Source organism: Mycobacterium sp. 852002-53434_SCH5985345 (genome assembly GCF_001667155.1).
Taxonomy (GTDB): domain Bacteria; phylum Actinomycetota; class Actinomycetes; order Mycobacteriales; family Mycobacteriaceae; genus Mycobacterium.
Genome location: NZ_LZIE01000092.1, coordinates 24,695 through 51,402, shown reverse-complemented (window position 1 = coordinate 51,402; position 26,708 = coordinate 24,695). Strand labels below are relative to the sequence as shown.

General features: G+C 66.8%; 26 protein-coding genes. 15 read left to right on the top strand and 11 right to left on the bottom strand.

The features are described from left to right. The first annotated feature begins 71 nt into the window (after nt 1-71). From A5756_RS23225 to phoU, 4 genes are all read left to right on the top strand, one after another. Entirely contained in the window at nt 72-1,094 is a 1,023-nt protein-coding gene (locus A5756_RS23225; RefSeq protein WP_066957935.1) for an acyl-ACP desaturase, read from the top strand. 7 nt (nt 1,095-1,101) lie between these two features. Then, entirely contained in the window at nt 1,102-2,235 is a 1,134-nt protein-coding gene (gene dusB / locus A5756_RS23220) for a tRNA dihydrouridine synthase DusB (protein WP_066957933.1), read from the top strand. 221 nt (nt 2,236-2,456) lie between these two features. After that, entirely contained in the window at nt 2,457-4,499 is a 2,043-nt protein-coding gene (locus tag A5756_RS23215; RefSeq protein ID WP_066957931.1) for an LCP family protein, read from the top strand. A gap of 58 nt (nt 4,500-4,557) precedes the next feature. Continuing rightward, nucleotides 4,558-5,226, top strand: a complete 669-nt coding sequence (gene phoU, locus A5756_RS23210; RefSeq protein ID WP_066957929.1) for a phosphate signaling complex protein PhoU — start codon at nt 4,558-4,560, stop codon at nt 5,224-5,226. Nucleotides 5,227-5,243: 17 nt separating this feature from the next. Here phoU and pstB read toward each other — a convergent pair whose 3' ends face one another. From pstB to A5756_RS23180, 6 genes are all read right to left on the bottom strand, one after another. Then, a complete protein-coding gene (gene pstB / locus A5756_RS23205) occupies nt 5,244-6,020 on the bottom strand; it encodes a phosphate ABC transporter ATP-binding protein PstB (protein ID WP_046186002.1) in 777 nt (258 codons plus the stop codon). Between the two features lie 13 nt (nt 6,021-6,033). Beyond that, entirely contained in the window at nt 6,034-6,948 is a 915-nt protein-coding gene (pstA, locus tag A5756_RS23200) for a phosphate ABC transporter permease PstA (protein ID WP_066958061.1), read from the bottom strand. After that, complete coding sequence (pstC, locus tag A5756_RS23195; RefSeq protein ID WP_369828740.1) at nt 6,945-7,979, bottom strand: phosphate ABC transporter permease subunit PstC; 1,035 nt, start codon at nt 7,977-7,979, stop codon at nt 6,945-6,947. Before pstC ends, pstA begins: the two co-directional genes overlap by 4 nt. Before the next feature lie 48 nt (nt 7,980-8,027). Further along, entirely contained in the window at nt 8,028-9,158 is a 1,131-nt protein-coding gene (pstS, locus tag A5756_RS23190) for a phosphate ABC transporter substrate-binding protein PstS (RefSeq protein ID WP_066957927.1), read from the bottom strand. Between the two features lie 126 nt (nt 9,159-9,284). Continuing rightward, nucleotides 9,285-10,196, bottom strand: a complete 912-nt coding sequence (gene mshD / locus A5756_RS23185) for a mycothiol synthase (RefSeq protein ID WP_066957925.1) — start codon at nt 10,194-10,196, stop codon at nt 9,285-9,287. After that, nucleotides 10,193-10,969, bottom strand: coding sequence for a response regulator transcription factor (locus tag A5756_RS23180; RefSeq protein ID WP_066957923.1), 777 nt, complete (start codon nt 10,967-10,969; stop codon nt 10,193-10,195). The genes mshD and A5756_RS23180 overlap by 4 nt, the downstream gene beginning before the upstream one ends. A gap of 177 nt (nt 10,970-11,146) precedes the next feature. Between A5756_RS23180 and lmeA the strand changes: the two genes are divergently transcribed. From lmeA to A5756_RS23145, 8 genes are all read left to right on the top strand, one after another. Further along, nucleotides 11,147-11,959, top strand: a complete 813-nt coding sequence (gene lmeA, locus A5756_RS23175) for a mannan chain length control protein LmeA (protein ID WP_066957921.1) — start codon at nt 11,147-11,149, stop codon at nt 11,957-11,959. A gap of 84 nt (nt 11,960-12,043) precedes the next feature. Continuing rightward, nucleotides 12,044-12,133 (top strand): Ms5788A family Cys-rich leader peptide, encoded by a 90-nt coding sequence (locus A5756_RS26750; RefSeq protein WP_369816355.1) that lies wholly within the window; start codon nt 12,044-12,046, stop codon nt 12,131-12,133. A gap of 106 nt (nt 12,134-12,239) precedes the next feature. After that, nucleotides 12,240-12,710: a DUF4395 domain-containing protein gene (locus tag A5756_RS23170; RefSeq protein ID WP_066957919.1), complete on the top strand. Its 471-nt coding sequence runs from the start codon at nt 12,240-12,242 to the stop codon at nt 12,708-12,710. A 35-nt stretch (nt 12,711-12,745) separates the two neighbouring features. Then, complete coding sequence (locus A5756_RS23165) at nt 12,746-13,579, top strand: sulfurtransferase (RefSeq protein ID WP_066957917.1); 834 nt, start codon at nt 12,746-12,748, stop codon at nt 13,577-13,579. A gap of 1 nt (nt 13,580) precedes the next feature. Further along, entirely contained in the window at nt 13,581-13,883 is a 303-nt protein-coding gene (locus A5756_RS23160; RefSeq protein WP_003877205.1) for a DUF1416 domain-containing protein, read from the top strand. Between the two features lie 145 nt (nt 13,884-14,028). Further along, on the top strand, nt 14,029-14,685 hold the full coding sequence (locus A5756_RS23155; RefSeq protein ID WP_066957915.1) for an FABP family protein: 657 nt from the start codon (nt 14,029-14,031) through the stop codon (nt 14,683-14,685). Nucleotides 14,686-14,864: 179 nt separating this feature from the next. After that, the gene (locus A5756_RS23150; RefSeq protein WP_232005393.1) at nt 14,865-17,135 is read left to right on the top strand and encodes a hypothetical protein; all 2,271 of its coding nucleotides are present in this window, start codon (nt 14,865-14,867) and stop codon (nt 17,133-17,135) included. A 143-nt stretch (nt 17,136-17,278) separates the two neighbouring features. Continuing rightward, nucleotides 17,279-18,814, top strand: a complete 1,536-nt coding sequence (locus A5756_RS23145) for a sensor domain-containing protein (protein WP_066957910.1) — start codon at nt 17,279-17,281, stop codon at nt 18,812-18,814. A 258-nt stretch (nt 18,815-19,072) separates the two neighbouring features. Here the strand turns inward: A5756_RS23145 and A5756_RS23140 are convergent, their stop codons facing one another. Continuing rightward, a complete protein-coding gene (locus tag A5756_RS23140; protein WP_156659782.1) occupies nt 19,073-19,933 on the bottom strand; it encodes an aminodeoxychorismate lyase in 861 nt (286 codons plus the stop codon). 204 nt (nt 19,934-20,137) lie between these two features. On the opposite strand from A5756_RS23140, the gene A5756_RS23135 reads away from it, so the two are divergent. Together A5756_RS23135 and A5756_RS23130 are read left to right on the top strand one after the other, a co-directional pair. After that, nucleotides 20,138-21,232 carry a folate-binding protein YgfZ gene (locus tag A5756_RS23135; protein WP_066957906.1) on the top strand — a complete coding sequence of 365 codons (1,095 nt, stop codon included), beginning with the start codon at nt 20,138-20,140 and terminating at the stop codon, nt 21,230-21,232. 146 nt (nt 21,233-21,378) lie between these two features. After that, nucleotides 21,379-21,564, top strand: coding sequence for a DUF3073 domain-containing protein (locus A5756_RS23130; protein WP_066957904.1), 186 nt, complete (start codon nt 21,379-21,381; stop codon nt 21,562-21,564). 61 nt (nt 21,565-21,625) lie between these two features. Here A5756_RS23130 and purM read toward each other — a convergent pair whose 3' ends face one another. The 3 genes from purM to A5756_RS23115 all read right to left on the bottom strand — a co-directional run bounded on the left by purM (nt 21,626) and on the right by A5756_RS23115 (nt 24,847). Beyond that, entirely contained in the window at nt 21,626-22,720 is a 1,095-nt protein-coding gene (gene purM / locus A5756_RS23125; protein ID WP_066957902.1) for a phosphoribosylformylglycinamidine cyclo-ligase, read from the bottom strand. Between the two features lie 71 nt (nt 22,721-22,791). Then, a complete protein-coding gene (purF, locus tag A5756_RS23120) occupies nt 22,792-24,318 on the bottom strand; it encodes an amidophosphoribosyltransferase (RefSeq protein ID WP_066957900.1) in 1,527 nt (508 codons plus the stop codon). A 139-nt stretch (nt 24,319-24,457) separates the two neighbouring features. Further along, the gene (locus A5756_RS23115; RefSeq protein ID WP_066957898.1) at nt 24,458-24,847 is read right to left on the bottom strand and encodes a sterol carrier family protein; all 390 of its coding nucleotides are present in this window, start codon (nt 24,845-24,847) and stop codon (nt 24,458-24,460) included. A gap of 19 nt (nt 24,848-24,866) precedes the next feature. Between A5756_RS23115 and A5756_RS23110 the strand changes: the two genes are divergently transcribed. Next, complete coding sequence (locus A5756_RS23110; RefSeq protein ID WP_066957896.1) at nt 24,867-26,081, top strand: MCE family protein; 1,215 nt, start codon at nt 24,867-24,869, stop codon at nt 26,079-26,081. Here A5756_RS23110 and A5756_RS23105 read toward each other — a convergent pair. Beyond that, nucleotides 26,063-26,698: a CPBP family intramembrane glutamic endopeptidase gene (locus tag A5756_RS23105; RefSeq protein WP_066957893.1), complete on the bottom strand. Its 636-nt coding sequence runs from the start codon at nt 26,696-26,698 to the stop codon at nt 26,063-26,065. The genes A5756_RS23110 and A5756_RS23105 overlap by 19 nt on opposite strands. Nucleotides 26,699-26,708: the final 10 nt, after the last annotated feature.

Genomic DNA, 26,708 nt, shown 5'->3' with positions numbered 1-26,708 from the left:
GGCAGCTTGATGCTACTGATGTACACAGATATATTGACTGCTACCCGTCGACACAGATAACTGGAGGCCTTATGTCAGCCGAGCTGACACACCTACAGCTGCTGCACGAGCTCGAGCCGTTCGTCGAGACCTACCTCAACCGGCACGAGAGCATGCATAAGGACTGGAACCCGCACGACTACATCCCGTGGTCGGACGGCAAGAACTTCTACGCGCTCGGGGGTCAGGACTGGGAACCTGAGCAGAGCAAGCTGTCCGACCTCGCCCAGGTGGCGATGGTGCAGAACCTGATGACGGAAGACAACCTCCCTTCGTACCATCGCGAGATCGCGATGAACTTCGGCCTGGACGGCCCCTGGGGCCAGTGGGTCAACCGGTGGACGGCCGAGGAGAACCGGCACGGGATCGCGCTGCGCGATTACCTGGTGGTGACCCGCGCCGTGGATCCGATCGAGCTGGAGAAGCTGCGCATCGAGGTGGTGAACCGGGGCTTCAGCCCGGGCCAGAACCAGCAGATTCGAGCCGACCTGTTTGCCGAGAGCCTGTTCGACTCGGTCATCTACGTGACGTTCCAGGAGCTGGCCACCCGGATCTCCCACCGCAACACGGGCAAGGCGTGCAACGAGACGATCGCCGACCAGCTGCTGGCCAAGATCTCGGCCGACGAAAACCTGCACATGATCTTCTACCGCGATGTCAGCGACGCCGGGTTCACCGCGGCCCCCAACCAGGCGATGAAGTCGCTGCACAAGGTGCTGCGCAACTTCCAGATGCCGGGCTACCAGGTACCCGAGTTCCGCCGGAAGGCCGTCCTCATCGCCGTGGGCGGCGTGTACGACCCGCGCATCCACCTCGACGACGTGGTCATGCCGGTGCTGAAGAAGTGGCGCATCTTCGAGCGTGAGGACTTCACCGGAGAGGCGGCCGCAATGCGCGACGACCTTGCGCTGCTGATCAAGGAGCTTGAGCAAACCTGCGAGAAGTTCGAGATCTCGAAGCAGCGTCAGCTCGACCGGGAAGCGCGCACCGGCAAGAGGACCACCGCGCTCGAGCTGCACCAGACCGCGGGCACGCTGACCATGAGCCGGCGGTAACCACGCGGTGCGCATCGGGCCCATCACGCTCGCCAGCCCGGTGGTGCTGGCACCGATGGCGGGCGTAACCAACGTCGCGTTTCGGACGCTGTGTCGTGAACTCGAGCAGTCGAAGGTCGGCACCGTCAGCGGGCTCTATGTCTGCGAGATGGTGACGGCGCGCGCGCTCGTCGAGCGGCATCCGGTCACCATGCACATGACCACCTTCGCGCCGGACGAGTCGCCACGCTCGTTGCAGCTCTACACGGTCGATCCGGCGACCACGTACGCCGCGGCCAAGATGATCGCCGACGAGGGCTTGGCCGACCACATCGACATGAATTTCGGCTGTCCGGTGCCCAAGGTCACCAAACGCGGCGGCGGGGCCGCGTTGCCGTACAAGCGGCGGCTGTTCGGGCAGATCGTCGGGGCGGCCGTGCGCGCAACCGAAGGCACCGACATCCCGGTGACCGTCAAATTCCGCGTCGGCATCGATGACGAGCACCACACGCATCTCGATGCCGGCCGCATCGCCGAAATGGAGGGTGCCGCCGCGGTCGCGCTGCACGCCCGCACGGCGGCGCAGCGCTACTCGGGCACCGCAGACTGGGAGCAGATCGCCCTGCTCAAGCAGCACGTGCGGACGATCCCGGTGCTGGGCAACGGTGACATCTACGACGCCAGCGACGCCCTGACGATGATGGCCAGCACGGGATGCGACGGCGTCGTGATCGGACGCGGCTGCCTGGGCCGGCCCTGGCTCTTCGCCGAACTGTCGGCCGCATTCACCGACAGCCCGGCCCCCGTGCCGCCCACGTTGGGCGAGGTAGCGGGCATCGTCCGCCGGCACGGGCAGTTGCTGGCCGCGCACTTCGGCGAGGACAAGGGGATGCGCGACATCCGCAAGCACATCGGCTGGTACCTGCACGGCTTCCCGGCCGGCTCGGAGCTGCGCCGAGCGCTGGCGATGGTCAAGACGCTCGACGAACTCGATTCGCTGCTAAGCCAATTGGACGGCACCGTGCCCTTCCCGGACGCAGCGAGCGGCCCCCGGGGCCGGCAGGGCTCACCCGCGCGGGTGGCACTGCCCGAAGGCTGGCTCACCGACCCGGACGACTGCACTGTGCCGGCCGGCGCCGACGTGATGCACTCCGGAGGCTGATCGACCGCGCGAAATCGCGTCCGGGCAGATAACTCAGTACGATGTGGACCTTGCTGCATTGCGCGTTGCTGCGGCGGATCGGTAACGCGCCGCCGCCCGAGCGCGACAAAGGAGTGCGACCCACGGGTGGCATGACCGCTGCGCGGATACGCCAGGCGCTGGGCCGACATTGCGCACGGATACGCTGACATCCGCATCAGAGCTTCGGAGGCCGGTAAGACATGAGTGACGCCGAGGACGACGCCACTCGCGACGCCCGACGCGCTGCGCTTGGCGCCGCCCCCTGGGAGCGGTTCTCCGAGCCGCCGGCTGACTACAGTCGGCACCTCTGGCAGACCGAGAGTGCGGTCGAGCCCATCCAATCCCGGGCCGCCGACGACGAAGAATCCGGATCCCATACGGCGGGCGGAGTCAGCGTCGCCGACCTGATCGCGAAACTCGGTGCCCCTTCGACCGGCCGGTCCACTCACCGCCGCGCCGAGCCGGACGTCGAACCCGCCATCGAACCGGCCCAAGCCGAATCGGACCTGCCGGTGGAGCTGCAGAAAACCCAGGTGATCGAGGACCTGGCCTATTCGCTCGACGCGGTCTCGGAGCTCCCCGACCTCGACGCCGCCGAATATCCGAGCGGCCAGGGACCCGTATCCGGCGAAGATTCGGACGCCCAGCGGCGGACGCCCCGGCGCCGCCGCCGGCCGATGCTGCTGGCCGCGCGCGCGGTGGCCGCGGTGCTCGCGGCGCTTACCCTGGCCATGACCGGCGGGGCGTGGCAATGGAGTACGTCGAAGAATGCCCGGCTCAACACGATCAACGCTCTCGAGCAGGACTCCAGCGACATCCGCGACCGCAACGGCCAGTACGGGGACGAAGATTTCCTGATCGTCGGCCTCGACTCGCGCGCCGGCGACAACGCCAACATGGGCGCCGGTAACACCGACGACGCGGACGGCGCCCGGTCGGACACCGTGATGCTGGTCAACATTCCGGCAAACCGCAAACGCGTGGTGGCGGTGTCGTTCCCGCGCGACCTGGCGATCACCCCGATGCAGTGCGAGGCGTGGAACCCGGAGACGGGTAAGTACGGGCCCCTCTACGACGCAAAGACCAAATCCTGGGGTCCGAAGATGATCTACACCGAGACCAAACTGAACTCGGCATTCGCCTTCGGCGGCCCGAAGTGTCTGGTCAAGGAGATCCAGAAGCTATCCGGTCTGAGCATCAACCGCTTCATCGCCGTCGACTTCGCGGGGTTCGCCAAAATGGTCGACGCGCTGGGCGGTGTGGAGGTGTGCTCGAAAACCGCGCTGCACGACTACGAGCTGGGCACCGTGCTCGACCACGGCGGCCGCCAGGTCCTGGACGGCTCGACCGCACTGAATTACGTGCGAGCCCGTCAGGTCACCACCGAAACCAACGGAGACTACGGCCGCATCAAACGCCAGCAGCTATTCCTGTCCTCGCTGCTGCGCTCGCTGATCTCCGAGGACACGCTGCTCGACCTGAACAAGCTCAACAATGTCGTCAACATGTTCATCAGCGACACCGTCGTCGACAACGTGCAGTCGAAGGATTTGATCCAACTCGGTCAGTCGTTGCAAGGCATGGCGGCCGGGCACGTCACGTTCGTCACCGTGCCGACCGGCGTCACCGACCAGAACGGCGACGAACCGCCGCGCATGGCCGACATGCGGGCGCTGTTCGACGCCATCATCAACGACGATCCGCTGCCCGAGGAAAACGACCAGAACGCAAAGAATCTCGGGACCTCTGACGACAAGTCCGGCGGGCAGACGAAGGCACCCGCCACCAAGAAGGCACCCGCCCCTACCGCGGCGCCCGAGGCCCGGCATGAGCAGGTCACCACGACCACACCCGGTGATGTCACGGTGCGCGTCTCCAACGCGACGACCCAGAGCGGCCTCGCGGCCACCGCGACCACCCAGCTCAAGCGGGACGGCTTCAACGTGATGACGCCGGACGACTACCCGAGCTCAGTGAACACGACGACGGTGTTGTTCTCGCCCGGCAACGAGCAGGCGGCGGCGACCGTGGCGTCTTCCTTCGCCAATGCGAAGGTGCAGCGAGTGTCCGGCTACGGGCAGGTCGTTCAGGTGGTGCTCGGACCCGACTTCAAGTCGGTCGCCACTCCCCAACCGAGCGGCTCGTCGATCAGCTTGCAGATCGAACGCGGCTCGGGCAGCGCGCCGGCCAAGCTGCCCGAGGACCTGACCGTCACCAACGCCGCCGACACCACCTGCGAGTAAGCGCCTTTGGCGGCGCTCCACCGCTCTTTTTCTCAGCCGAGAACGTAGGCTTGGCGATATGCGGACCGCCTACCACGAGCAACTCTCGGAGTTATCCGAGCGGCTCGGCGAGATGTGCGGGCTGGCGGGCATCGCCATGGAGCGGGCCACCCAAGCCCTGCTGCAGGCCGATCTGGTGCTGGCCGAACAGGTGATCTCGGACCACGAGAAGATCGCCACCCTCAGCGCCCGAGCCGAGGAAAGCGCCTTCGTGCTACTGGCCTTGCAGGCGCCGGTCGCCGGTGATCTGCGGTCCATCGTGAGCGCTATTCAAATGGTGGCCGACATCGACCGGATGGGCGCGCTGGCCCTGCACGTCGCGAAGATCGCCCGACGTCGGCATCCTCAGCACGCGCTGCCCGAAGAGGTCAATGGCTACTTCGCCGAAATGGGCAGGGTTGCAGTCGAATTGGGGAACAGCGCGCAAGAAGTGGTGATGTCACGCGATCCGGAGAAAGCCGCCCGGATCCGCGAAGAGGACGACGCCATGGACGACCTGCACCGCCATTTGTTCTCGGTGCTGATGGACCGCGAATGGAAGTACGGTGTGGCGGCCGCCGTCGACGTGACGCTCCTGGGCCGGTTCTACGAGCGCTTCGCCGACCACGCGGTCGAAGTGGCCAGGCGCGTCATCTTCCAGGCGACCGGCAAGCTGCCCGAAGAAGAAACGAAACCCACCTCGCAGTAAGCGAAACCGGGGCCGGGCTAGCCGAAGCGGCCGGAGATGTAATCCTCTGTCGCCTTCTGGCTCGGGTTGGAGAAGATCTTCTCGGTGTCGTCGACCTCGATCAACCGCCCCGGTTTTCCGACGGCTTCCAGGTTGAAGAACGCGGTGTAGTCGCTGACTCGCGCCGCCTGCTGCATGTTGTGGGTGACGATGACGATCGTGTAGTCCTGCTTCAGCTCGCTGATCAGCTCCTCGATGGCCATCGTCGAGATCGGGTCCAGCGCGGAGCACGGCTCGTCCATGAGCAGCACGTCGGGCTGCACGGCGATCGCCCGCGCGATGCACAACCGCTGCTGCTGGCCGCCGGATAATCCGCCGCCCGGCCTGTCCAACCGGTCCTTGACCTCGTCCCACAGGTTCGCGCCGCGCAGCGAGTATTCAGCGGTCTCGTCGAGCACCTTGCGATTGCGCACGCCCTGCAGCTTCAAACCCGCCACCACGTTGTCGCGAATCGACATGGCGGGGAACGGGTTCGGCCGCTGGAACACCATTCCGATCGCCCGGCGCACGCCGACCGGGTCGACCCCGGCGCCGTAGATGTCCTCGTCGTCGAGGAGCACGCTGCCCTCAACCCGGCCGCCGGGGACCACCTCGTGCATCCGGTTGAGCGTGCGCAGCACCGTCGTCTTGCCGCAGCCGGACGGGCCGATGAACGCGGTCACACTGCGGGGCAGGATGGACAGCGTCACATCCCCTACCGCGTGAAACGAACCGTAGTAGATGTTGACGGCTTTGAGGTCCAACCGCTTTGCCACTTAGTGCTCCTGCCTATGACTTTCTGGCGCCAAGAAACTTCGCTGTCACTCGGGCCCCGATGTTGAGGGTGGCGATCACCAGGATGAGGGTTAGGGCGGCACCCCACAACCGATCCGTGGGGACCGGGTTCACGCCGGCGCCGGCGCTGGTCTGGTTGTACATCATGCCGGGTAGCGTCCCCATGAATCCACTGAAGATGTCGAAGCTCATAGATTGCGAGTAACCGACGAGAATCAGCAATGGGGCCGTCTCGCCCATCACCCTGGCCACCGCCAGCATGATGCCGGTGATGATGCCGGACACCCCGGTGGGAAGCACGACCCTGACGATCGTCTTCCACTTCGGGATTCCCAGCGCATAACTGGCCTCGCGAAGGTCAACCGGGACGATCCGCAGCATCTCCTCGGTGGCTCGCACGATCACCGGCAGCATCAACAGGACCAGCGCGAGGGACACCGCGAACTGGGAGCGAGGAAGGCCCAACGTCGCCACGAACAGCGCGTAAACGAACAACGCCGCCACAATCGAGGGCACTCCGCTCAGGACGTCCACCATGAACGTGGCCAGCCTCCCCAGCGGGGTGCCGCCCCCATATTCGGCCAGATAGATGGCGAGCATGAGGCCGATCGGGATGGAGATCAGCGCGCATACCACTCCTTGCAACACGGTGCCGACGATCGCGTGATAGGCGCCGCCGCCGGCCACGAAGGCCGTCATGCCCGCTTGCGAGTGAGTCCACCAAACGGTCGACGCGATCGCCTTGAAGCCCTTGGCGATCACCGAGTAGAGCACCAACAGAAGGGGCGTCACCGCAATCACCATCGACAGCGAAACAAGCACCATCGCAACATGATCCGCGACCCGGCGGCGCCGGCTCGGCCGAGCGAACGTGCGCGGCTTCAGCGGGCGGTCCAACATCGAGGTCATCGCCCGGCGCCCCATCTGGTTCTGGAGGCGGCGCCGCGCGCCAGGGCATCGACCAGGAAGGTGAGCACGAACAGCGCCAGCCCCGCCGCGATGTACGCGCCGGCCTTGTATTGGTCGTTGAATTGCGCCACGGTCCCCGCGATCTTGGTCGCGACGGTGGAGCCGCCGTCGAACAGCGACCAGCCGAACGCCGCCTGGGTTCCGCGCAAGATGATCAGCAGCGCGACCGTCTCGCCCATCGCGCGGCCCAGTCCCAGCACCGCTGCGCTGATGTATCCCGACCGCCCGAACGGCAGCACGATCGTCTTCACCACCTCCCAACGGGTGGCGCCGAGGGCCAGCGCGGCCTCGACCTGATCCTGCGGTGTCTGGACGAACACCTCGCGGGTGACGGCGGTGATGATCGGCAGGATCATCACCGCCAGGACGATGCCGCCGGTGAAGATGGTGCCGCCGCCGGCCACCGACGCGTTGCCGTCGGCGAACAGGAAGCACCAGCCCAGGGAGTGGTTCAGCCAGGTGGCCACGGGTCGCAGTTGCGGCGCCAGCACATGCAGGCCCCACACGCCGTAGATGATGGACGGCACCCCCGCCAGCAGATCGACAGCGTAGGCCAAGGAGGCGGCGGCCCGGCGCGGCGAGTACTGCGTGACGAAGATGGCGACGCCCAGCGCGACGGGCATGGCCAGGATCAACGCGAACGCCGACACGAACATGGTGACCTTCAGCAGGTCGGAGATGCCGAAGTGCATGGCCGAGGTGTCGGTGGTGATCCAGTTGCCGCCGTAGCTGAAGAAGTTCTCCCGATCGCGCCTCAGGGCCGGGATGGCCCACAGCAGCAGGAAGCCGCCGATTGCACCGATGACGACGACGATCAGCAAGCCTGAGCTCTTGGCCAGCCAACGGAACGCGCGATCCCCGACGTGGGGGCGCGCATCACCCCATGGGTTGATCGGTATCGTCGGCGCCTCCGGGAACGGCGCGGCAACGGTCGCGCCCGAGCCGGCGTCGATCGGGTTTGGCGTAGTCACTGTGATCCCAGCACAGTTCACTCGCTCCTTAAGCGCGGGGCCGATTGGTCACTGCAGAGCGTTGATCGCGGCAACCAGTCGCTCTTTGACCCTATCGGGCAGCGGGACATAGCCGGCCGAGGGAAGCTCGGTCTGCCCGCTGCCGGCGGCGACCGTGAGGAACGACTTGATCGCGCCGGAGGTGTCCGGGTCGGAGCCCTTCGAACACACGATCTCGTACGTCGCCAGGACCAGCGGATAGACACTCGGTTCCTGGGAGCGGTACATCGAGTTGAGGTCCAGCACCAGGTCGTTGCCGTCGGCCACGAAGTTGGCAGCCTTCACCGCATTCCCGGCCGTCTCGTTGGTGAGCGGGACCGCGACGCCCTTATTGGTGGCGATCTGGGCGTACGGCATACCGCCCTGGTCGGCGAAGCCCTTCTCGACGTATCCGATCGCGCCCGGCGTCGCCCGCACGGCCTGGACGACGCCGGCCGACTTCATGGCGCCTTCGCCCACCCCGCCCTGAAATTCGGTGCCCACGCCTTTGGTCCAGCTCTGCGGCGCGGCGGCCGTCAGATATTTCTGCATGTTGTCGGTCGTTCCCGACGAGTCCGTCCGGTAGATCGGTGCGATCTTGGTATCGGGCAGCACGACGCCGGGATTGAGGGCCGCCAGGATGGGGTCATTCCAGGCGGTGATCCGTCCGCTGAAGATCTTGGCCAACGCGTCACTGCTCACCACCAATGCCGGCACTCCGGCCAGGTTGTAGACCAACGCGATCGGCCCGAACACCAGCGGCAAGTCCCACGCCGGGTTTCCATCGCATCGTGCGGCGGCCGGACCGATCTGATCGGAGGCCAGCGGCGAGTCGGCGCCCGCGAAGTCGACGTGGCCGGCGATGAACTGCTCGCGGCCGGCGCCCGAACCGGTCGGGTTGTACGACACGCTCTTGCCCGGGCAGTACTGGCCCCAGACCTGGTTGAACAACGCCATCGCGTTTTGTTGGGCCGTCGAGCCTTCCGCCGTCAGCTTGTTTTTGCCGCTGCATCCCGCCGTGCCGGTGGGCCCGGAGACGGCTGCCGCCGAAGCGTCGCGGTGGTTCTGGTCGCTGCCACAGCCGGTCAATGCGCCGATACCGACTGCGACCACCACCGCCAGCACCGCCAGCGCTCTGCCACCACCCCTGTCGAGCCTCACCGATCTAGCTTCCTGCCCCCTACGGGCCCGCGTGTGCCTCGCCGGCCATCTCCCAACAGGTTGCCAGGTCGTCGCGAAAATATGCGCTGCCGCATCCCGCGCATTCGGTTCGCGCCCACGCGTCCGTCAGTCGGAGGCGACGGCGTAGGCGGTGTCCACGCTGTAGGTGGTGAAGCCCAGGCGCTGGTAGGTGCGCACCGCGGCGACGTTGTCCGACTCCACGTAGAGCAGCACGGTCGGTTCGGCCGCCCCGGCCAGCCGCTGCGCCAACGACCCGATCCCGATGGCCGTCAGCATCTGTCCCAGACCCCGCCCCTGCGCCGACGGGTCGACGCCCACGACGTAGACCTCCCCCAGGCCGGGTTGATCGGGATGCACCTTGGTCCAATGGAAGCCCAGCAGCTTGCCCGGCTGATCGGTTTCGGAGACGCCGAAAGCGAGGAACAAGCCGTCCGGGTCGAACCACGGCTCGTTGCGCCGCTCGGCCAGCTGCGTTTCGGTCCAGCCGCCCTGTTCGGGATGGTCGGCGAAGGCGGCGTTGTTGACTCGCAGCAGTTCAGCGTCGTCGGCCGTTCCCGCGTAGGTGCGGACCCGCACGCCGGGAACGGGCCGGACCAAGTCGTGGGTGTCACGCAGCGTGCGGCGCATCTGCAGCAATTCGCGTACCGGGACGAGGCCCAGCGCGTCGGCGGTGGCCCGGGCCGGCTCGAGTGTGCCGTGCGCCCAGAACCGGTTCCGTCCGCCGGTCTCGGCCAGGGCCGCACGCGCCAGCGCCGTCCCGAAGCCGTGCCGGCGGACCCGCGGATGCACGACGAGTTCCGCCATCGCGGCTTCTGCGTCGTGCGAGAGATTGAGGTAACCGACGGTCCCGTCGGTCTCGGTGATGAGCAGATGCCCGGTGCGATCGTGCGCGAGCTCGCGCAGCACCTGTTCACCGACGGGCGCCACCCCATCGAATTCCGTTGTCGCCGTGACTAGTTCGCGCACTTGCCGCTGCTCGTCCGCGGTCAGCGCCGAGCGCCACTCGGGCGCGGTCACTGACTGCGCAACGGGTCGCCCAGGGGTTCTTGCATTTCCTCCGAGTCGGACTCGACGTCGGCGGCGGCTTCGTCGTCAGTGGCGTCGGCGATCGGGGCGCGGCCACGTGCAGGCCGGACGGCTTTGTAGCCGACGTTGCGGACGGTGCCGATCAATGCCTCGTATTCGGGGCCGAGTTTGGCGCGCAGCCGACGCACGTGGACATCCACGGTGCGGGTGCCGCCGAAGAAGTCGTATCCCCAGACTTCGTGCAGGAGCTGCGCGCGGGTGAATACCCGCCCGGCATGCTGGGCGAGGTACTTGAGCAACTCGAACTCTTTGTAGGTCAGGTCGAGCGGGCGGCCCCGCAGTCTCGCGGTGTAGGTGCCCTCGTCGATCACCAGCTCACCCAGGCTCACCTTGCCGGCGCTTTCCTGGTCGGCCAGCCCGCCGCGGCGCCCGACCACCAGCCGCAGCCTGGCGTCGATCTCGGCGGGCCCGGTGCTCGGCAGCAGGATCTCGTCCAGCCCCCAGTCGGCGCTGACCGCCACCAGACCACCTTCACTCACGACAGCCAAGACGGGGACCGACCGGCCCGCGGTGCTCAACAGCCGGCAAAGGCCACGGGCCGACGACAAATCGGTGCGCGCGTCCACCAGCACGGCGTCCGCAGTCCCAGCCTCGAGCAACGAGGACGGCTCCGCCGGTGCCGTGCGGACGGTGTGGGGAAGCAGCGACAACGACGGCAGGACCGGGTCGGGATGCAGCTCCGAGGTCAGCAGTAATAGCTCCAACTAGCCCCTCCAGCTCGGGGGAACGGCATCTTCCACAATTCGCAACGCAACGACGCGTTAGTTGCCAGGCCACCTAACGATAACTTGCCACCTGCCATTTTTGCGTGGTGACGATGCAGTGTGAGCCCCGCCACCCGGGTGGTCCGCGGCACGGCGCGCAGGGGGCTACGCGACAATATGCGGGTGCGCAAGGTCCTGATCGGGGTGGTGGCCGTGGCGATCGCGCTGGCCGCTGTTGTGGTCGGTGCCGTTGTTGTCGACTACGGAAGCAGCATCTACGCCGAATACCGGCTGTCCTGCAGCGTGCGCAAGGCGGCCAATCTGAGGTCCGAGCCGTTCGTGGCCATCGTGGCGTTTCCCTTCATCCCGCAGGCGATGCGCCACCACTACAACCAGGTGGAGATCAAAGCCAACGCCGTCGACCATGCAACGGTCGGCAAGGCCACCCTCGAAGCCACCATGTACGCGGTCGACCTGACCCACACGTCTTGGCTGATCGAACCCGCCGCGAAGCTGCCGGTGGGCAAACTGGAGAGCCGCATCATCATCGGCTCGACCCACCTGGGCCGCTATCTGGGCATCAGCGACCTGATGGTCGAGGCGCCGCCGAAGGAGACCAATACCGCCACCGGCGGCGTCACCGCGTCGGGCATCTCCGACAGCCACGGTCTGGTGTTCAGCGGCACCCCGCACTCGGCCAACTTCGAGCACCGGGTCAGCGTCTCGGTGGACCTTTCCATCGCCCCGGACGACCAGTCGACGCTGGTGATCACTCCGACCGGCGTCCTGACCGGGGCGGACACCGCGGATCAAGCCGTTCCGGATGACAAGCGGGATGCGGTGCTGCGCGCCTTCACCACCAGGGTGCCCAACCAGCGGCTCCCGTTCGGGGTGGCACCGAAGACCGAGGGCGCGCGCGGCTCAGACGTGATCATCGAGGGCATCAGTTATGGAGTGACCGTCGATCTGGACGGCTTCAAGCAGTCGTGACCCCGCCATCGCCGACGGCTTGCGGTCCGCGGGGCGACCGCCGCTGGATTTGATCACTGAACGTCATTCGGTAAGCTTGCCGACGTGCTAGCCCGCATTGAGCCCCTGCTCACCCAACGCCGCGCAGTCGATCTGTGCCGCACCGCGGGCTGTTGCTGTCGCTGTAGCTGCTGAGTCGCCGCGCACTTTCGCGCCGCACTCGGAGCAGCCCCGGAACGTTACCGTGGCCCGTCTCCCGTCGTTCGTTCCCTCAGCAGCAGGCGTATTCAGGAGTAGTACCGTGCCGATCAGCAACACCAACACCCAGCCGGACACCGTCGACGTGCGCGGCCCCAGGTTCGCCGCCTGGGTGACCACCGCGGTCCTGGTGCTCACGCTTGCCGTGTCCGCCGCGAGTCCGCTGGCGGCGGCGGTCATTCTGGGGGTGCAGGCCATTGTCTTCGCCATCGGCGCCGCGGGCGGCCCGCGCAAGCATCCCTATGGGCGGATATTCGCCCTCGTCGTTGCACCCCGGATCGGCCCCGTCACCGAGCGCGAACCGGTCGCACCGCTGAAGTTCGCCCAACTCGTCGGCTTGATCTTTGCGCTCGTGGGTGCCGTCGCGTTCGCCGCGGGCGCCTTCTTGGTCGGCGTCATCGCCACCGCCGGGGCGCTGGTCGCCGCGTTCCTGAACGCCGCCTTCGGCATCTGCCTGGGTTGCCAGCTCTACCCACTGGTTGCGCGTTTCCGAGGAGCCGCGCGCACCACATGACCTGTTCATAGAAAGCGATCGAAAGGATCCCCCGCATGGCACGCTCCGACGTCCTGGTCTCCGCGGACTGGGCCGAGAGCAATCTCGACGCAGCCGGTGTCGTCTTCGTCGAAGTCGACGAGGACACCAGCGCATACGACACCGGCCACATCCCCGGCGCGATCAGGCTGGACTGGCGTTCCGACTTGCAGGACCCGGTGAAGCGGGACTTCGTCGATGCGCAGCAATTCTCGAAACTGCTCAGCGAACGCGGCATCTCCAACGACGACACCGTGATCCTTTACGGCGGCAACAACAACTGGTTCGCCGCCTACGCCTACTGGTACTTCAAGCTGTACGGCCATGACAAGGTCAAGCTGCTCGACGGCGGCCGTAAGAAGTGGGAACTCGATGGGCGTGCACTGTCCAGCGACACGGTCACCCGGCCCGCAACCTCTTACACCGCCGCCGCCCCGGACAACAGCATCCGGGCTTTCCGCGACGAGGTCATCGCTGCCATCAACGCCAAGAACCTGGTCGACGTGCGCTCACCCGACGAGTTCTCCGGCAAGATCCTGGCGCCGGCGCATCTGCCGCAGGAGCAGAGCCAGCGTCCCGGCCATATCCCCGGAGCGATCAACGTGCCGTGGAGCAAGGCCGCCAACGAGGACGGAACCTTCAAATCCGACGAGGAGTTGGCCAAGCTCTACGCCGACGCCGGACTGGACGGCACCAAGGAAACGATCGCGTACTGCCGCATCGGAGAGCGTTCGTCGCACACCTGGTTCGTGCTCCGGGAATTACTCGGCCACAAAAACGTCAAGAACTACGACGGAAGTTGGACGGAATACGGCTCCCTGGTGGGTGCCCCGATTGAGTTGGGAAGCTGATATGTGCTCTGCCCCGAAGCAAGGAGTGACGTTGCCCGCCAGCGTCGACTTGGAAAAGGAAACGGTGATCACCGGCCGGGTCGTGGACAGCGACGGCCAGGCGGTGGGTGGCGCGTTCGTCCGCTTGCTCGACTCGTCGGACGAGTTCACCGCCGAGGTCGTCGCGTCGGCCACGGGCGACTTCCGATTCTTCGCGGCGCCGGGGTCCTGGACGCTGCGGGCGTTGTCGGCGGCCGGCAACGGGAACGCCGTGGTGACCCCGTCGGGCGCGGGCATCCACGAGGTGGACGTCAAGATCGCCTGAGACCCCGGCTGCCCTGACCGGGATCTCCCGCGGCGAATAGACTTGTCCCCGTGGTGCTCTTCTTCGAGATCATGCTGGTCGTCGCCGTCGTGGTGATCTCATGGTTCGCGCTCTACACGCTGTACCGGCTCATCACCGACGAATCGTGACCGCTGACGACCTGGGTTCTTCTGCGAGCTCCGGCGATCGCGCGGTGGCCGCCGCCGCTGAGCGCGCCAAGCTGACCGCCGGCCGCAACATTCCCGCCTTCGACGACCTGCCGCTTCCCGCCGACACCGCCAACCTGCGCGAAGGCGCCAACCTGCATGACGCACTGCTGGCGCTGCTGCCGCTCGTCGGTGTGTGGCGCGGAGAAGGCGAGGGCCGCGGACACGACGGGGATTACCGTTTCGGCCAGCAGATTGTGGTCTCGCACGACGGCGGCGACTACCTGAACTGGGAATCCCGCTCGTGGCGGCTCGACGAGACGGGCGATTACCAGGCACACGGCTTGCGCGAAACGGGCTTCTGGCGCTTTGTCAGCGATCCCGACGACCCCACCGAGTCTCAGGCCATCGAGTTGCTGTTGGCCCACTCGGCCGGGTACGTGGAACTGTTCTACGGACGGCCCCGTACCCAGTCGTCGTGGGAGCTGGTGACCGATGCGCTGGCCCGCAGCCGATCGGGTGTGCTGGTCGGCGGTGCCAAACGGCTCTACGGGATCGTCGAGGGCGGCGACCTGGCCTATGTCGAGGAACGGGTGGACGCCGACGGCGGCCTCGTTCCCCACCTTTCGGCGCGGCTCTCGCGGTACGCCGGGTAACCGCCCAGCTCATTCAGCCTCCAAGCGGTCGTCTCCAGTGTCATCATGTGCGTGCAACCACGATCTGAGGAGGTCGGCGGATGCGTCGTAGTGTGACGACGTCCCCTCCTGTCCGCCGTATCGCGTCCGTTGCCGGCCTGCTTCTCCTTGGCTATCTGTGCCTCTTGGCGCTGCGGCCTGTGAGCAGGGACGCATTGCCGGCGTGGTTGAGGTGGTTCGGTCAGCCCGGCTCGGGGCCGACGCTGTTGGTGACCTTGGCGATCCTGGCGTTATTCGTCATGGCGTTCCGATCGACGGGCGGCGGCCGCGCAACAGGTATCTCGTTCACCGTTATCGCGGCCCTGATCGGTTTGACCGCCATACTCGGCCTCAGCTCCTTTTGGTCTTGCCACGATGCAAACCACCCGGCGCTGTTCACCCCGCTGATGGCTACCGCCTCGTTAGTCAAGGGCAGCACCGGTGATTTCTCGCTGAGCGGACAACCCTGCCCTGTGCCCACCCCAATCGCCTTGGAGGTGGCACGGGTGACCGCCCTGGCCGCGATCTTCACTGGATTGGGTGGCGTTGTTATCGCGGCCTTTCGGTCCCAGGTGGACCGATTACGGGCGAACCTCGCAGACTCCGTCACTGTCATCGTGGGCATTGACGACGAGACCCAGGCGATGATCAGCGGGATCGCGGAGACGTTGGACCGTCGCAACACCTTGGTGGTGATCACCAACGCGGGTGACGACCACGTACAGCGGGCCCGCAGGCAGGGTGCCCGAGTGGTGCTGGTCGATTTCAGCACGCCGTCCACCCTTGTGTCGCTGCGACTGTGGCGCCACCTCGCACGGCTCTACTTGATGGCGCCCGATCCGGCGATCAATCTGTTGTGGCTTGACCTGATCGGTCGTCGGCTCGCCGAGGTCGGTCACAAGCAGCGGTTGCCGCTCATCGTGCGCATGGACGACCCGTGGTTGGCCGAAGCGTGGCGCGCCCAGCAATTCGGTGGATCGGACACCCGATGGGCGGCCGACGTGATCGGAAAGTACGAGGTGACCGCAGCCAGGCTCCTCGACAGCATCATCGACGCCCAGACAATTCAGCGGGTATTCGTATGCGGCACTTCGCAATTAACCTTGGCTTTGTGCGCGGACCTGACCCGCCGCGCCCTCGAGCGTGACTTCTATACGCCGCCGGATGCGCTCCCGCTACCGGCGCTCACACTCGTCGAACGCGACGCCGACGACTACTTGCGGGATCACGACTTTCATCGCCAGCAGGCCGGCTTCATGTCGGATGGACCGGCGATCGATGCGGTATCGGAGGCAGCAACGGTACCCACCATGCTGCGTTTGATTGGCGATGCCGACCCTAAGACCAGCGCGGTGATTTTGGTCGACACTCAGGCAGCGATGGCAAGTAGGCTGGCTGCGCGCTTCCCCGAGATGCCCGTTTACGCATCGGATCTCAACACCAACCTCGCTGACGACGCGATCCGGGTCGTAGGAATGCTGCAGTCGTACTCGCTGGTGCTCGACAGTCGTGAGGGCCGGGTCCAGGATGCTTGGGAGCGTGCGGCGAGGCTGATTCACGAGCGCTATGTCTCGACGATCGACCCGGGGGGTCCGCGGTCCCCGGCCGCGATGCCGTGGGCCGACCTCAATGAGTTCTACCGCGGGTCCAACCGACGTCAGGTACGCAACGCGCTGTGGATGGTGGAAAACATCGCGGGGCACACCTGGAATACGTGGGGCAGCCCACCGGCGCAGCTTTCCGGGAACGACATGGTGGGATTGCCGCCATTGGAGCAGCTTGCTCTGATGGGTTTCGACCGGGATTCCGCGATGAGCATGGCGCGGGCTGAGCACGAGGACTGGTGTCGCTATTACCGCCACAACGGCTGGAAATACGGTTCGCCTCGCGATGATTCACGAAAGATCCACGACAAGCTGGTCGACTGGTCGGTGGTGGAAAGCACGCCGGACTTGCTCAATACCGCGGTGCAGAGCTTGGCGGGTACTTTGTGGAGCCTGCGCCAGCTGGGCTTCCGGTCGCGCCCGATGTGGCAATCCTTCACTCGGGTCGGGACGGTCAGCGCGGAACAACGCGACGCCCCGTGGACGTGGACGTCGGATTCCGGGCACACCATGCGCGCCGACGCCGGCGACTGGGCGCTCCAGGAAGACGGAAAGATCTGGTCCGTGCGCGACGCCATTTTCCGCGACACGTATGAACCGGCAATTGACGGGAAATGGCAACGCAGGGGCTGCGTTCAGGCACGTCCCGCGCACGCTGGTGAAACGGTCAACACCCTGGAGGGCCCCACCATCGCCGCCGAGGGCGACTGGATCGTACGCGGGGAGACCGGCGAACAATGGCCCGTTCCCGCCGAAGAATTCGGGCGGCGCTACGCCGAATTCCACCCCACCCAAGAAAGCCATATTTTGAATGGCGACGAGCGATAAGCGTCGAGGGCGCAATCGACTCGAATGGCGCTGAATTGGCCATCCCGAAAGGGTCTAGCACTGATACGGTATCGGCGCATGTGGAAGGTCGCATGCGGGCTATGGCCAACTTGGTTCGCTCGGCCTCACCTTAGGAGACTGTGATGGCGCTGTTTCTCAGCTACTCGAGCCAGGACAGGTCAACGGTCGATGCCCTGGCGGCCGCCCTTCGCCGCGCCCAACAGCAAGTGTGGTTCGACCAAGAGCTAGGCGGCGGCGACTCCTGGTGGGCCAAGATCCTCGAGCAGATCCGTGCCTGCGACCTGTTCCTCGTCGCGCTCTCAAGCAATTGGTTACAGTCGAAACCCAGTCAGTCCGAGCTGCGCTACGCGCAGGCTTTGAACAAGCCGATCCTTCCGGTTCGCATCGGCGATATAGGCAGCATGCGCGTGAATCCGCTTGCCGCATTGCAGATCATCGACTACCGGAATCCGACTGTTGACGCCGGCATTCAACTGGTCACCGCCGTGCACTCGCTCACCGCTAAGCCCCACCCCTTGCCCGATCCGCTGCCCGACGAGCCGCCCGTCCCGTTCGGCTACATAACACGGTTGGGCGACATGCTTGCCGAGAAGGAGCTCAGCCCGCAGCAGCAGCTCCAATTGTTGGTCGAACTCAGATCCGGACTCGATGAGGACGGCGACGACCCGAGCGCCCGCAGCGACATCGCCCAACTGTTGCGGATGCTGCGTCTGCGCCACGACGTCACCTACCGCACCCGAAACGACATCGACAATGTGCTGGCGTCGATCGACTCTGACCAGGAAGAGTCGCCGACGACACCCGACGCCAAGGCGCAGGCGCCGAAGACCTTTTCGGAAGGCACGGCCACTGCGACGACACCAGGCGGCGCATCAACCGCGACCGCGGTCCCTGCCGCGGCCGGCGGTGGTTCCAAGAGGCGGCTGGTCATCATCGGCGGAGCCGCCCTCGCGGTCGTCGTCGCAATCGTGGTGGGGGTTGTCGTCATGAGCCAGGGGTCAACTTCGAAGAAGGCACCGGCCGGGACACGTGCTACGGCGACGGGGGCGGCCACGGTAGCGCCCCCACAGGGGGCGCCCGGGCAGGCGGCGCCCGCGCCGGAGCCGAACGCGCGGCTGGACTCGCTTTTGCTCGACGCTGGGCAGGTGACCACCATCATGGCAGCGCCACAAACCCTGGAAATCGCGAGCAGCGAGACGACCACGCGGCTACGTCCGGACGAGAACTTGTCAAATCCGGCTTGCTTCGCCGCGTTCGATCCGATTCGGCAGTCCGCCTACCAAGGCTTCACGCCGACGGGAGTCAGCGGGCAGGGCTTGGATACGGCGGACAGCAGCTACCGCGTTTACCAAGCCGCGGTCAGCTTCAAAAGCGCAGCGGAAGCCAATGATTTCCTGAAGGCATCGACCCAGAAATGGAAGGCTTGCAATGGCTTAACCGTGCGGTTCAATAACAAGGCCAACTGGACCTTCGGGAACGTGGTCGAGGCTCCGTCAAGAATTACCCTGTCGCGCAAGCCGGGAGATCCCAGCCGTGCATCCTGCGAGCGCGTGCTGAGCGCGGTAGCTGATGTTGTGCTCGACGTCATGGCCTGCGAAGTGGGCATCCAGGACCAAGGCGGTCAGATCGCCGATGCGATGGCCGCCAACGTGAAGTGAACGCGCACGGCTCTCCGGTGTCGTGACATGGAGCGGCCCCCGAGCAAGGCTCCTGGTTGGACAGACCGGAAGCTCGGGGGCCGGGTGGCTACGGGGAATTCGCCAGCGCGCGTAAATCGCCGGCTCTTCGAAAGCCACTGCTGCTAGCGCGCAGCCACCTCACATGTCCATGAAGCTATCAATTTCGCGGACCACCTCCCTTCTTGTGTACGGCCGACCGTACCCGGGATTCCGCAAGCCGACAACACAATTCAGCGCTTAGCGATCACTGACGATCGCCGAGTCGACCAGTGCGGCGAATTCGGCGGCCAGCGGAGACCGGGGCAGCGGCCGACCGTCGAGCGTGTGTACGCGGGCAGCCAACGTCATACTCGAGACCAGCCAGATCCCCTGCGCCGCATTGAGATCGGCAAGCCGCAACGCGCGGTAGTCGCAGTCGTAGCCCTTGGTCCGCGCCACCTCGAAGAGGGCCTGCTGCGTGGTGCCACGCAAAATCGGATACCACGGCGGCGGTGTCAGCAGGCACAGGTCCCCACCGGCCTCCGTTGCGATCACCACCGTCGAGCGCGGTCCTTCCAGGATGTAGCCGTCCGAGCTGACGAAGATGACGTCGCCGGCGCCTTGCCGGGCGGCATGACGCAGGGCGGCCATGTTGACCGCATAGGACAGGGTCTTGGCGCCGGCGAGCAGCCACGGCATCGCGTCGGCGCCGGCGGCGGGCAGTCCACGGTCCAACGTCATCGCGGCCAGGCCCTCGCGCCGGACCGCCGTCACTCGTTCGGGGACGGCGTTGACCATCACGTAGGTGGTCGGCGTCGTCCCGCCCTCCCGGCCGCGGCTGTAGATCAGCCGCATCGCGCCTTCGTCAGCGGTGTCCGCGACCCACTGCCGAGTGGCCAGGTCGATCGCATCGCGCCAGCTCGGCAGGTCGGGCTCGGGCAGGTCCATCAGCCTCGCCGACTGGGTCAGCCGCTGCAGATGGGACTCGACCAGGCAGGGTCTGCCGTCGCGAACCAGCAGCGTCTCGAAGATGCCGTCGCCGCGAACCGCCGCCAAGTCGTCGGCGTGCAGCAGAGGCGCGTCCGGCGGATGAATCGCGCCGTCCAGCGTGACGATCACACCCGCCTGGCCTGCCATGGAGGTAAAGCCTAGCCGCGGGTGTGCGGCCCGCCGCACGCTCGGCGGCGGGTGTGCGGCCAGCCGCACGCTCGGCGACGCGGTCGCGGCTAATCCGTAGAGTTGACGTGTGAATCGCGCCGGCGACGATGCGGAGCCTAGCGATGTGGGGGTACCTCCCGCTTGCGGGGGAGAGGAGCGGCGCACATGAATCCAGTCCCCGCGCCCGATGCCGGACCCGACGCGGGCGCCGTCTGGCATTACGGCGATCCCCTGGGCGAGCAGCGCGCGGCCGAAACCGCTGCGGTCGTGGTGGACCGCTCGCACCGCGCCGTCCTCACCCTGACCGGTAGCGATCGCCAGAAGTGGCTGCACAGCATCTCCACTCAGCACGTCAGCGACCTCGCCGAGGGCGCCAGCACGCAGAACCTCAGCCTCGACGGTCAGGGCCGCGTCGAGGACCACTGGGTCCAAACCGAACTCGGCGGCACCACCTACCTGGATACCGAACCCTGGCGCGGCGAACCGCTGCTGGAATACCTGCGCAAGATGGTCTTCTGGTCTGATGTCACCCCGGCTGCCGCCGACATGGCGGTGCTTTCGCTGTTGGGGCCGCGCCTGTGCGACCGGGCGGTGCTCGACACGCTCGGCGTGGACGCCCTGCCCGCCGAGCTGACGGCGATCCCGGTGGCCGGCGGGGGCTTTCTGCGACGGATGCCCGGCGGTCCCGCCGGCCAGATCGAACTGGATTTGGTGGTCCCGCGCGGCCAGTCCGCGGGCTGGCAGGAACGTTTGGTGCAGGCGGGCCTGCGACCTGCGGGGGTGTGGGCGTACGAAGCGCACCGGGTGGCGGCGCTGCGCCCGCGATTGGGCGTCGACACCGATGAGCGCACGATTCCGCACGAGGTGGGGTGGATCGGCGGTCCCGGCGGGGGCGCCGTCCACCTGGACAAGGGCTGTTATCGGGGGCAAGAGACAGTCGCGCGGGTGCATAACCTCGGTAAACCGCCCAGGATGCTGGTGTTGTTGCACCTCGACGGTTCGGTCGAGCGGCCCTCGACGGGTGACCCGGTGCTCGCCGGCGGTCGCGCGGTCGGTCGCCTTGGCACCGTGGTGGACCACGTGGACCTCGGGCCGGTGGCCCTGGCGCTACTCAAACGCGGGGTGCCCGCCGACACGGAACTGGCGACCGGCCCGCAGGCTTCGGTGGCTGCGGTGATCGACCCGGATTCGCTGCCGGCCGCAGAGCAGATCGGCGCGGGACGGCTGGCCGTTGAACGCTTGCGGGGCGGTGCGAGATAATTGTGAATGACGTCCGCCACAGCGGCAGGGGGGACCGACACCCGACCGTAAGGCACGGTAAACTGTCAGCAGGACAATAACGACACCAGGAGATCGGAGCCGCCTACTCGTTAGGCCGCTCCGTTATTGCGCGAGGGGGTTCCCCCATGGGCCGCGGCCGGGCTAAGGCAAAGCAGACCAAGGTTGCTCGAGAACTCAAATACAGTTCCCCGCAGACCGACTTCCAGCGGCTTCAGCAAGAGCTGGCAGGAACGGGTGCCGACGACTCCACCGACCTGGAGGACGACGGCGTCGCCGACTCCTGGGCAGACAGCGACGACTGGCGTCGCTAAGACCAGCACCACTGCGCCGGTGCCATCCGCTTCGGCACGGCGCTAGCCCGGCTCCCGGCTTTTAGAATCTCGGGTGCTGCCCGACGAGCTTTGCCCGCGGGCCCTCTTTACCGCCTTTGCAGACGGTTCCCAACACCCAGCAGTCCAGGTGGCGGGCCGTCAAGATGGCCAGGGCCCGGTCGGTGTCCTCCGGGGCGACGACGGCGACCATGCCCACGCCCATGTTGAACGTCTTCTCCATCTCCTCGCGCGTCACCCGGCCACGCTGGGCGATCATGGCGAACACCGGTGCTGGCGTCCAGGTCCCGCGGTCGATCTCGGCGACCAGGCCGTGCGGGATGACGCGTTGCAGATTGCCGGCCAATCCGCCGCCGGTGACATGGCAGAACGTGCGGACATGGGTTTCGGCGGTCAACGCCAGGCAGTCTTTGGCGTAGATCCGGGTGGGTTCCAAGAGCTCTTCGCCCAGCGTGCGGCCGAACTCCTCCACATAACCCGCCAAGTTCATCCGGTCGATCTCGAGCAGCACCGTGCGGGCCAGAGAGTAGCCGTTGGAATGCAGGCCGGAGGAGCCCATCGCGATGATGGTGTCGCCGGGTTTGACGCGTTCGGGACCCAACACGTCGTCGGCCTCGACGACGCCGATACCGGTCGCCGAGATGTCGTAGTGGTCCGGTTCCATCAGGCCGGGGTGCTCGGCCGTTTCGCCGCCGAGCAGCGCGCAGCCGGCGCGCACGCACCCCTCGGCGATACCCGCCACGATCGCGCTGAGGCGTTCGGGCACGGTCCGGCCCACCGCGATGTAGTCCTGCAGGAACAGCGGCTCGGCGCCGCAGACCACGAGGTCGTCGACCACCATCGCAACCAGGTCCAGGCCGACGGTGTCGTGCTTGTCCATCGCCTGGGCGACCGCCAGTTTGGTTCCGACACCGTCGGTGGACGCCGCCAGCAGCGGTTCGCGGTAATCGTTGCGCAACGCGAACAGTCCGGCGAACCCACCTAGGCCGCCCCGCACCTCGGGCCTGGTGGCCTTCGTCGCCAGCGGCTTGAACATTTCAACGGCGCGGTCGCCGGCCTCAATGTCCACCCCGGCCGACGCGTAGGTGATGCCGTGGGTGCCCGGGCTTCGTCCGGGGCTTTTTCCGGGATCCGTCATCGCGATAAAGGCTACCGGGCGCCGCCGACCGCCGTTATCAAACGTCTTGGAAGGGGCGCGCCGGACGTCCCTCAGTGGACGATCGGCACTTCGTCGGGTGCCAGATCGTCGAGACCGGCTCCGCGGGCGGCATTGGTGAGCATGTGCTCGATGACGTTCTTGCCCAAGGCAGTCTCCTCGGGCAGTTCGATCGGATACTTGCCGTCGAAGCAGGCGGTGCAGAGCCGCGACGCGGGTTGTTCGGAGGCCGCCACCAGGCCGCGCAGCGAGATGTAGCCGAGGGTGTCCGCGCCGATGGCGTGCCGCACCGCCTCGAGAATCTCCTCTTTGTCCTGCACGGCGTTGGCGATCAGTTCGGCCGGCGACGGGAAGTCGATGCCATAGAAGCAGGGCCACTTCACCGGCGGCGACGCGATACGCACGTGGACTTCGACGGCGCCGGCCTCGCGCAGCATGCGCAGCAGCGCGCGCTGGGTGTTCCCGCGCACGATCGAGTCGTCGACGACGATGAGCCGCTTGCCTCGGATGACCTCGCGAAGTGGGTTGAGCTTCAACCGGATACCGAGCTGGCGGATGGTCTGGGACGGCTGGATGAAGGTCCGCCCGACGTAGGCGTTCTTCATCAAGCCCTGTCCGTACGGGATGCCGGACTCCTGCGCGTATCCCACCGCGGCGGGGGTACCCGACTCCGGGACCCCGATCACCAGGTCGGCGTCGACCGGGCATTCGCGGGCCAGCCGGCGACCGATCTCCACCCGGGTGGCGTGCACGGACCGGCCGGCGATCGTGCTGTCCGGACGCGCCAGGTAGACGTATTCGAAGACGCAGCCCTTGGGGGTGGGGTTGGCGAAACGCGTGGAGCGCACCCCGTCGGCATCGATCGCGAGCAGCTCGCCCGGCTCGATGTCGCGCACGAACGACGCGCCGACGATGTCGAGGGCTGCCGTTTCGGAGGCCACCACCCAGCCGCGATCCAGCCGTCCGAGTGAAAGTGGCCGCACCCCATGCGGATCGCGGCACGCATACAGCGTGTTCTCGTCCATGAACGTCAGGCAGAACGCGCCGCGCACGGTTGGCAGCAGATCCAGGGCCGCCTGCTCCAGCGTGGAATCGGCCGCGCCGTGGGCCAGCAGCGCGCCCAAGATGTCGGAGTCCGTCGTGGCCGGGGCGGGGGCGCGCCGGGCGATCAGGCCCGCGTCGCGGGCGCGGGCGGCAAGCTCAGCGGTGTTGACCAGGTTTCCGTTGTGCCCCAGAGCGACGCCGGTGCCGGCGGCGGTGTTGCGGAACACCGGTTGCGCGTTCTCCCAAGTGGTGTCGCCCGTGGTGGAGTAGCGGCAATGCCCGATGGCCACATGGCCCGGCATCGCCGCGAGCGTCTGCTCGTCGAACACCTGGCTGACCAGGCCCAAGTCTTTGAAGACGAGGACCTGCGATCCGTCGGCGACGGCGATACCCGCGGCTTCCTGCCCGCGATGCTGCAGGGCGTACAAGCCGTAATAGGTGAGTTTTGCGACGTCCTCGCCCGGGGCCCAAACCCCAAAGACACCACACTCTTCACGAGGCGAGTTCAGGTCCTGCTCAGGTTCTCCGGCGGTCACGATTGGGCGGCTCCCTGGGGAACGATTGGTGACGAAACGGAGTCTACGGGTCCGACGCCCGCGACCGCGAATTAACAGCGCGTGTTGGGCGGCGAAAATTCCCGCAGCCGACCCTAAACCTGCAGTTCAGAGTTGTCATTCAGCCGACACCGAACAAGGGCAGACAGTGTTCGATCTCACCCGCCCGAGCGCCGGAAAGGCTCAGCGCACCGGCGTCCTTCGCGTCCTGGAAGGACAGCATCCCGGTCGCCAGCAACAGCCACGTCCGCGGATCGGTCTCCACCACGTTGGGAGGCGTGCCCCGGGTGTGCCTCGGCCCGGCGACGCATTGCACCGCCACAAACGGCGGGATACGCACCTCGACGCTGGCGCCGGGCGCCACGGCGGCCAGAGTGCGGGCGGTGAGCCGGACGGCCGCGGCCAGCCCCTCGCGGTCGGGCCCCGGCAGGGATTCGTCGCGCAACCAATCCGCCACCGCCAACACGGCCTGCCGAGTCTTTGCCGGATCGGCCTTTTCACGGGCGGCCATACCCTAGGGTCTCAAACTCATGGAGCGTCGTCGCTTGCGGCGCGGGCCACCGTACAAGACCGTCGGCCTCGTGACGGTCATCATCATGGGTTTGGCCGGGTCGCTCCTGTACTTGCAGTTCCGTGGCGACCTCACGCCGACGACGAAGCTCACCATGGTCGCCACCCGGGCCGGGCTGGTGATGGATCCGGGATCCAAGGTCACCTACAACGGAGTGCAGATCGGCCGGGTGGCGAGCATCTCCGAGATCACCCGCGACGGCAAGCCGGCCGCCAAGGTGGTCCTGGACATCACCCCCCGGTACGTCGCGATGATCCCGGCCAACGTGGCGGCCGCCATCAAGGCGACCACGGTATTCGGCAACAAATACGTCGCGTTGAACTCGCCGTCTCAGCCCGCAGCCCAAGCGATCACACCGTCGACCGTGATCGATGCGAGGTCCGTGACGACCGAATTCAACACCGTGTTCGAGACACTCATCTCGATCGCGGAGAAAGTCGACCCGGTCAAGGTGAATCTGACGCTCAGCGCGGCCGCGCAAGCCCTGACGGGATTGGGCGACAAGTTCGGCGCCGCTGTGGTCAACGGCAACACGATCCTCGACGACGTGAATCCCCAGATGCGCGAAATCCGCGTTGACGTCCAGCGGTTGGCCGCGCTCGGTGACACGTACGCCAACGCCTCGCCGGACTTGTGGGACGCGCTCGACCACGCGGTGACCACGGCGCGGACGCTCAACCGCCAGCAAGCCGACCTGGACGCGGCGCTGCTGGCGGCGGCCGGACTGGGCGGCGCGGGCGCCGACGTATTCGGTCGCGGCGGGCCGTACCTGGCGCGGGGGGCCGCCGATCTGGTCAGCTCCAGCCAGCTGCTCGACGAGTACAGTCCGGAAATCTTTTGCACCATTCGGAATTTCAACGAAGTCGGACCCAAGATCCACAACGCCCTCGGCGACAACGGCTACTCGTTGGGCGCCCACGCCGCGGGCGCAATCGCCGGGGCGCCCAATCCCTACATCTGGCCGGAGAATCTGCCCCGGACCAACGCCAGAGGCGGTCCCGGCGGTCTGCCTGGCTGTTGGCAGACCATCACTCGGCAGTTGTGGCCGGCGCCGTTTCTGGTGATGGACACCGGCGCAAGCATGGCCCCCTACAACCACTTCGAACTCGGCTCACCACTTTTCGTCGAGCATGTGTGGGGTCGGCAGCTGGGCGACTACACCATCAACCCGTGACGCCGCACGCCCAGCGCGGCGATCGCGCCGGCCTCGTTGATGGCCAAATGCACCAACATGGGCGCGGCGAGGCTGCCGGAACGGTCTGCCAGCCAACCGAATAACCAGCCCGCGATGCCCGTCACCAATACGGTGCCCACCACCGGGTCGCCCGCCGACCTCGCATCCGCGACGTGGGAGAGCCCAAAGCACGCCGCTTGCAATAACATTCCACCCGACCGGCCGCACGCCCCGGAAGCGGCGGCGGTCAGCGCGGCGCGGAACGCGGCCTCCTCGGCCCAGACGGTCCCGACGGGGATGCGCAGCAGCAACCAGCCGGGCACCGATCCGGGCGGTTCCCGCTCGGCCATCGATGCCCGCACCAACGGCACCGCCGTCGTCGCCGCGATCACGCTTGCCGCCGCCGCTCCGGCCGCCGACCCAAGCCGCAGCCCCGTCCACAGCCGCGGCGGAGATAGACCCAGCGGAGCACGCGTCACCAGCACCAGCAGGCCGGCCGCGCCGGCCTGGACCGCGGCGCGCCACGCCGGGGGCAGTCGCGGGCCCAAGAAGCTCCAGCCAACCAGGGCGGCGGCCAAAGAGAACGCTTGCGCCCGGCGAAAACCGGTTCGGCCCATCAGGGTTCGC

Bases quoted from the DNA above. Each gene is read 5' to 3' on its own strand.
- A5756_RS23225 (WP_066957935.1), top strand. From the start codon at position 72: ATGTCAGCCGAGCTGACACACCTACAGCTGCTGCACGAGCTCGAGCCG.
- A5756_RS23215 (WP_066957931.1), top strand. From the start codon at position 2,457: ATGAGTGACGCCGAGGACGACGCCACTCGCGACGCCCGACGCGCTGCG.
- phoU (WP_066957929.1), top strand. From the start codon at position 4,558: ATGCGGACCGCCTACCACGAGCAACTCTCGGAGTTATCCGAGCGGCTC.
- pstA (WP_066958061.1), bottom strand. From the start codon at position 6,948: ATGACCTCGATGTTGGACCGCCCGCTGAAGCCGCGCACGTTCGCTCGG.
- lmeA (WP_066957921.1), top strand. From the start codon at position 11,147: ATGCGGGTGCGCAAGGTCCTGATCGGGGTGGTGGCCGTGGCGATCGCG.
- A5756_RS23165 (WP_066957917.1), top strand. From the start codon at position 12,746: ATGGCACGCTCCGACGTCCTGGTCTCCGCGGACTGGGCCGAGAGCAAT.
- A5756_RS23160 (WP_003877205.1), top strand. From the start codon at position 13,581: ATGTGCTCTGCCCCGAAGCAAGGAGTGACGTTGCCCGCCAGCGTCGAC.
- A5756_RS23145 (WP_066957910.1), top strand. From the start codon at position 17,279: ATGGCGCTGTTTCTCAGCTACTCGAGCCAGGACAGGTCAACGGTCGAT.
- A5756_RS23135 (WP_066957906.1), top strand. From the start codon at position 20,138: ATGAATCCAGTCCCCGCGCCCGATGCCGGACCCGACGCGGGCGCCGTC.
- A5756_RS23130 (WP_066957904.1), top strand. From the start codon at position 21,379: ATGGGCCGCGGCCGGGCTAAGGCAAAGCAGACCAAGGTTGCTCGAGAA.
- purM (WP_066957902.1), bottom strand. From the start codon at position 22,720: ATGACGGATCCCGGAAAAAGCCCCGGACGAAGCCCGGGCACCCACGGC.
- A5756_RS23115 (WP_066957898.1), bottom strand. From the start codon at position 24,847: ATGGCCGCCCGTGAAAAGGCCGATCCGGCAAAGACTCGGCAGGCCGTG.
- A5756_RS23110 (WP_066957896.1), top strand. From the start codon at position 24,867: ATGGAGCGTCGTCGCTTGCGGCGCGGGCCACCGTACAAGACCGTCGGC.
- A5756_RS23105 (WP_066957893.1), bottom strand. From the start codon at position 26,698: ATGGGCCGAACCGGTTTTCGCCGGGCGCAAGCGTTCTCTTTGGCCGCC.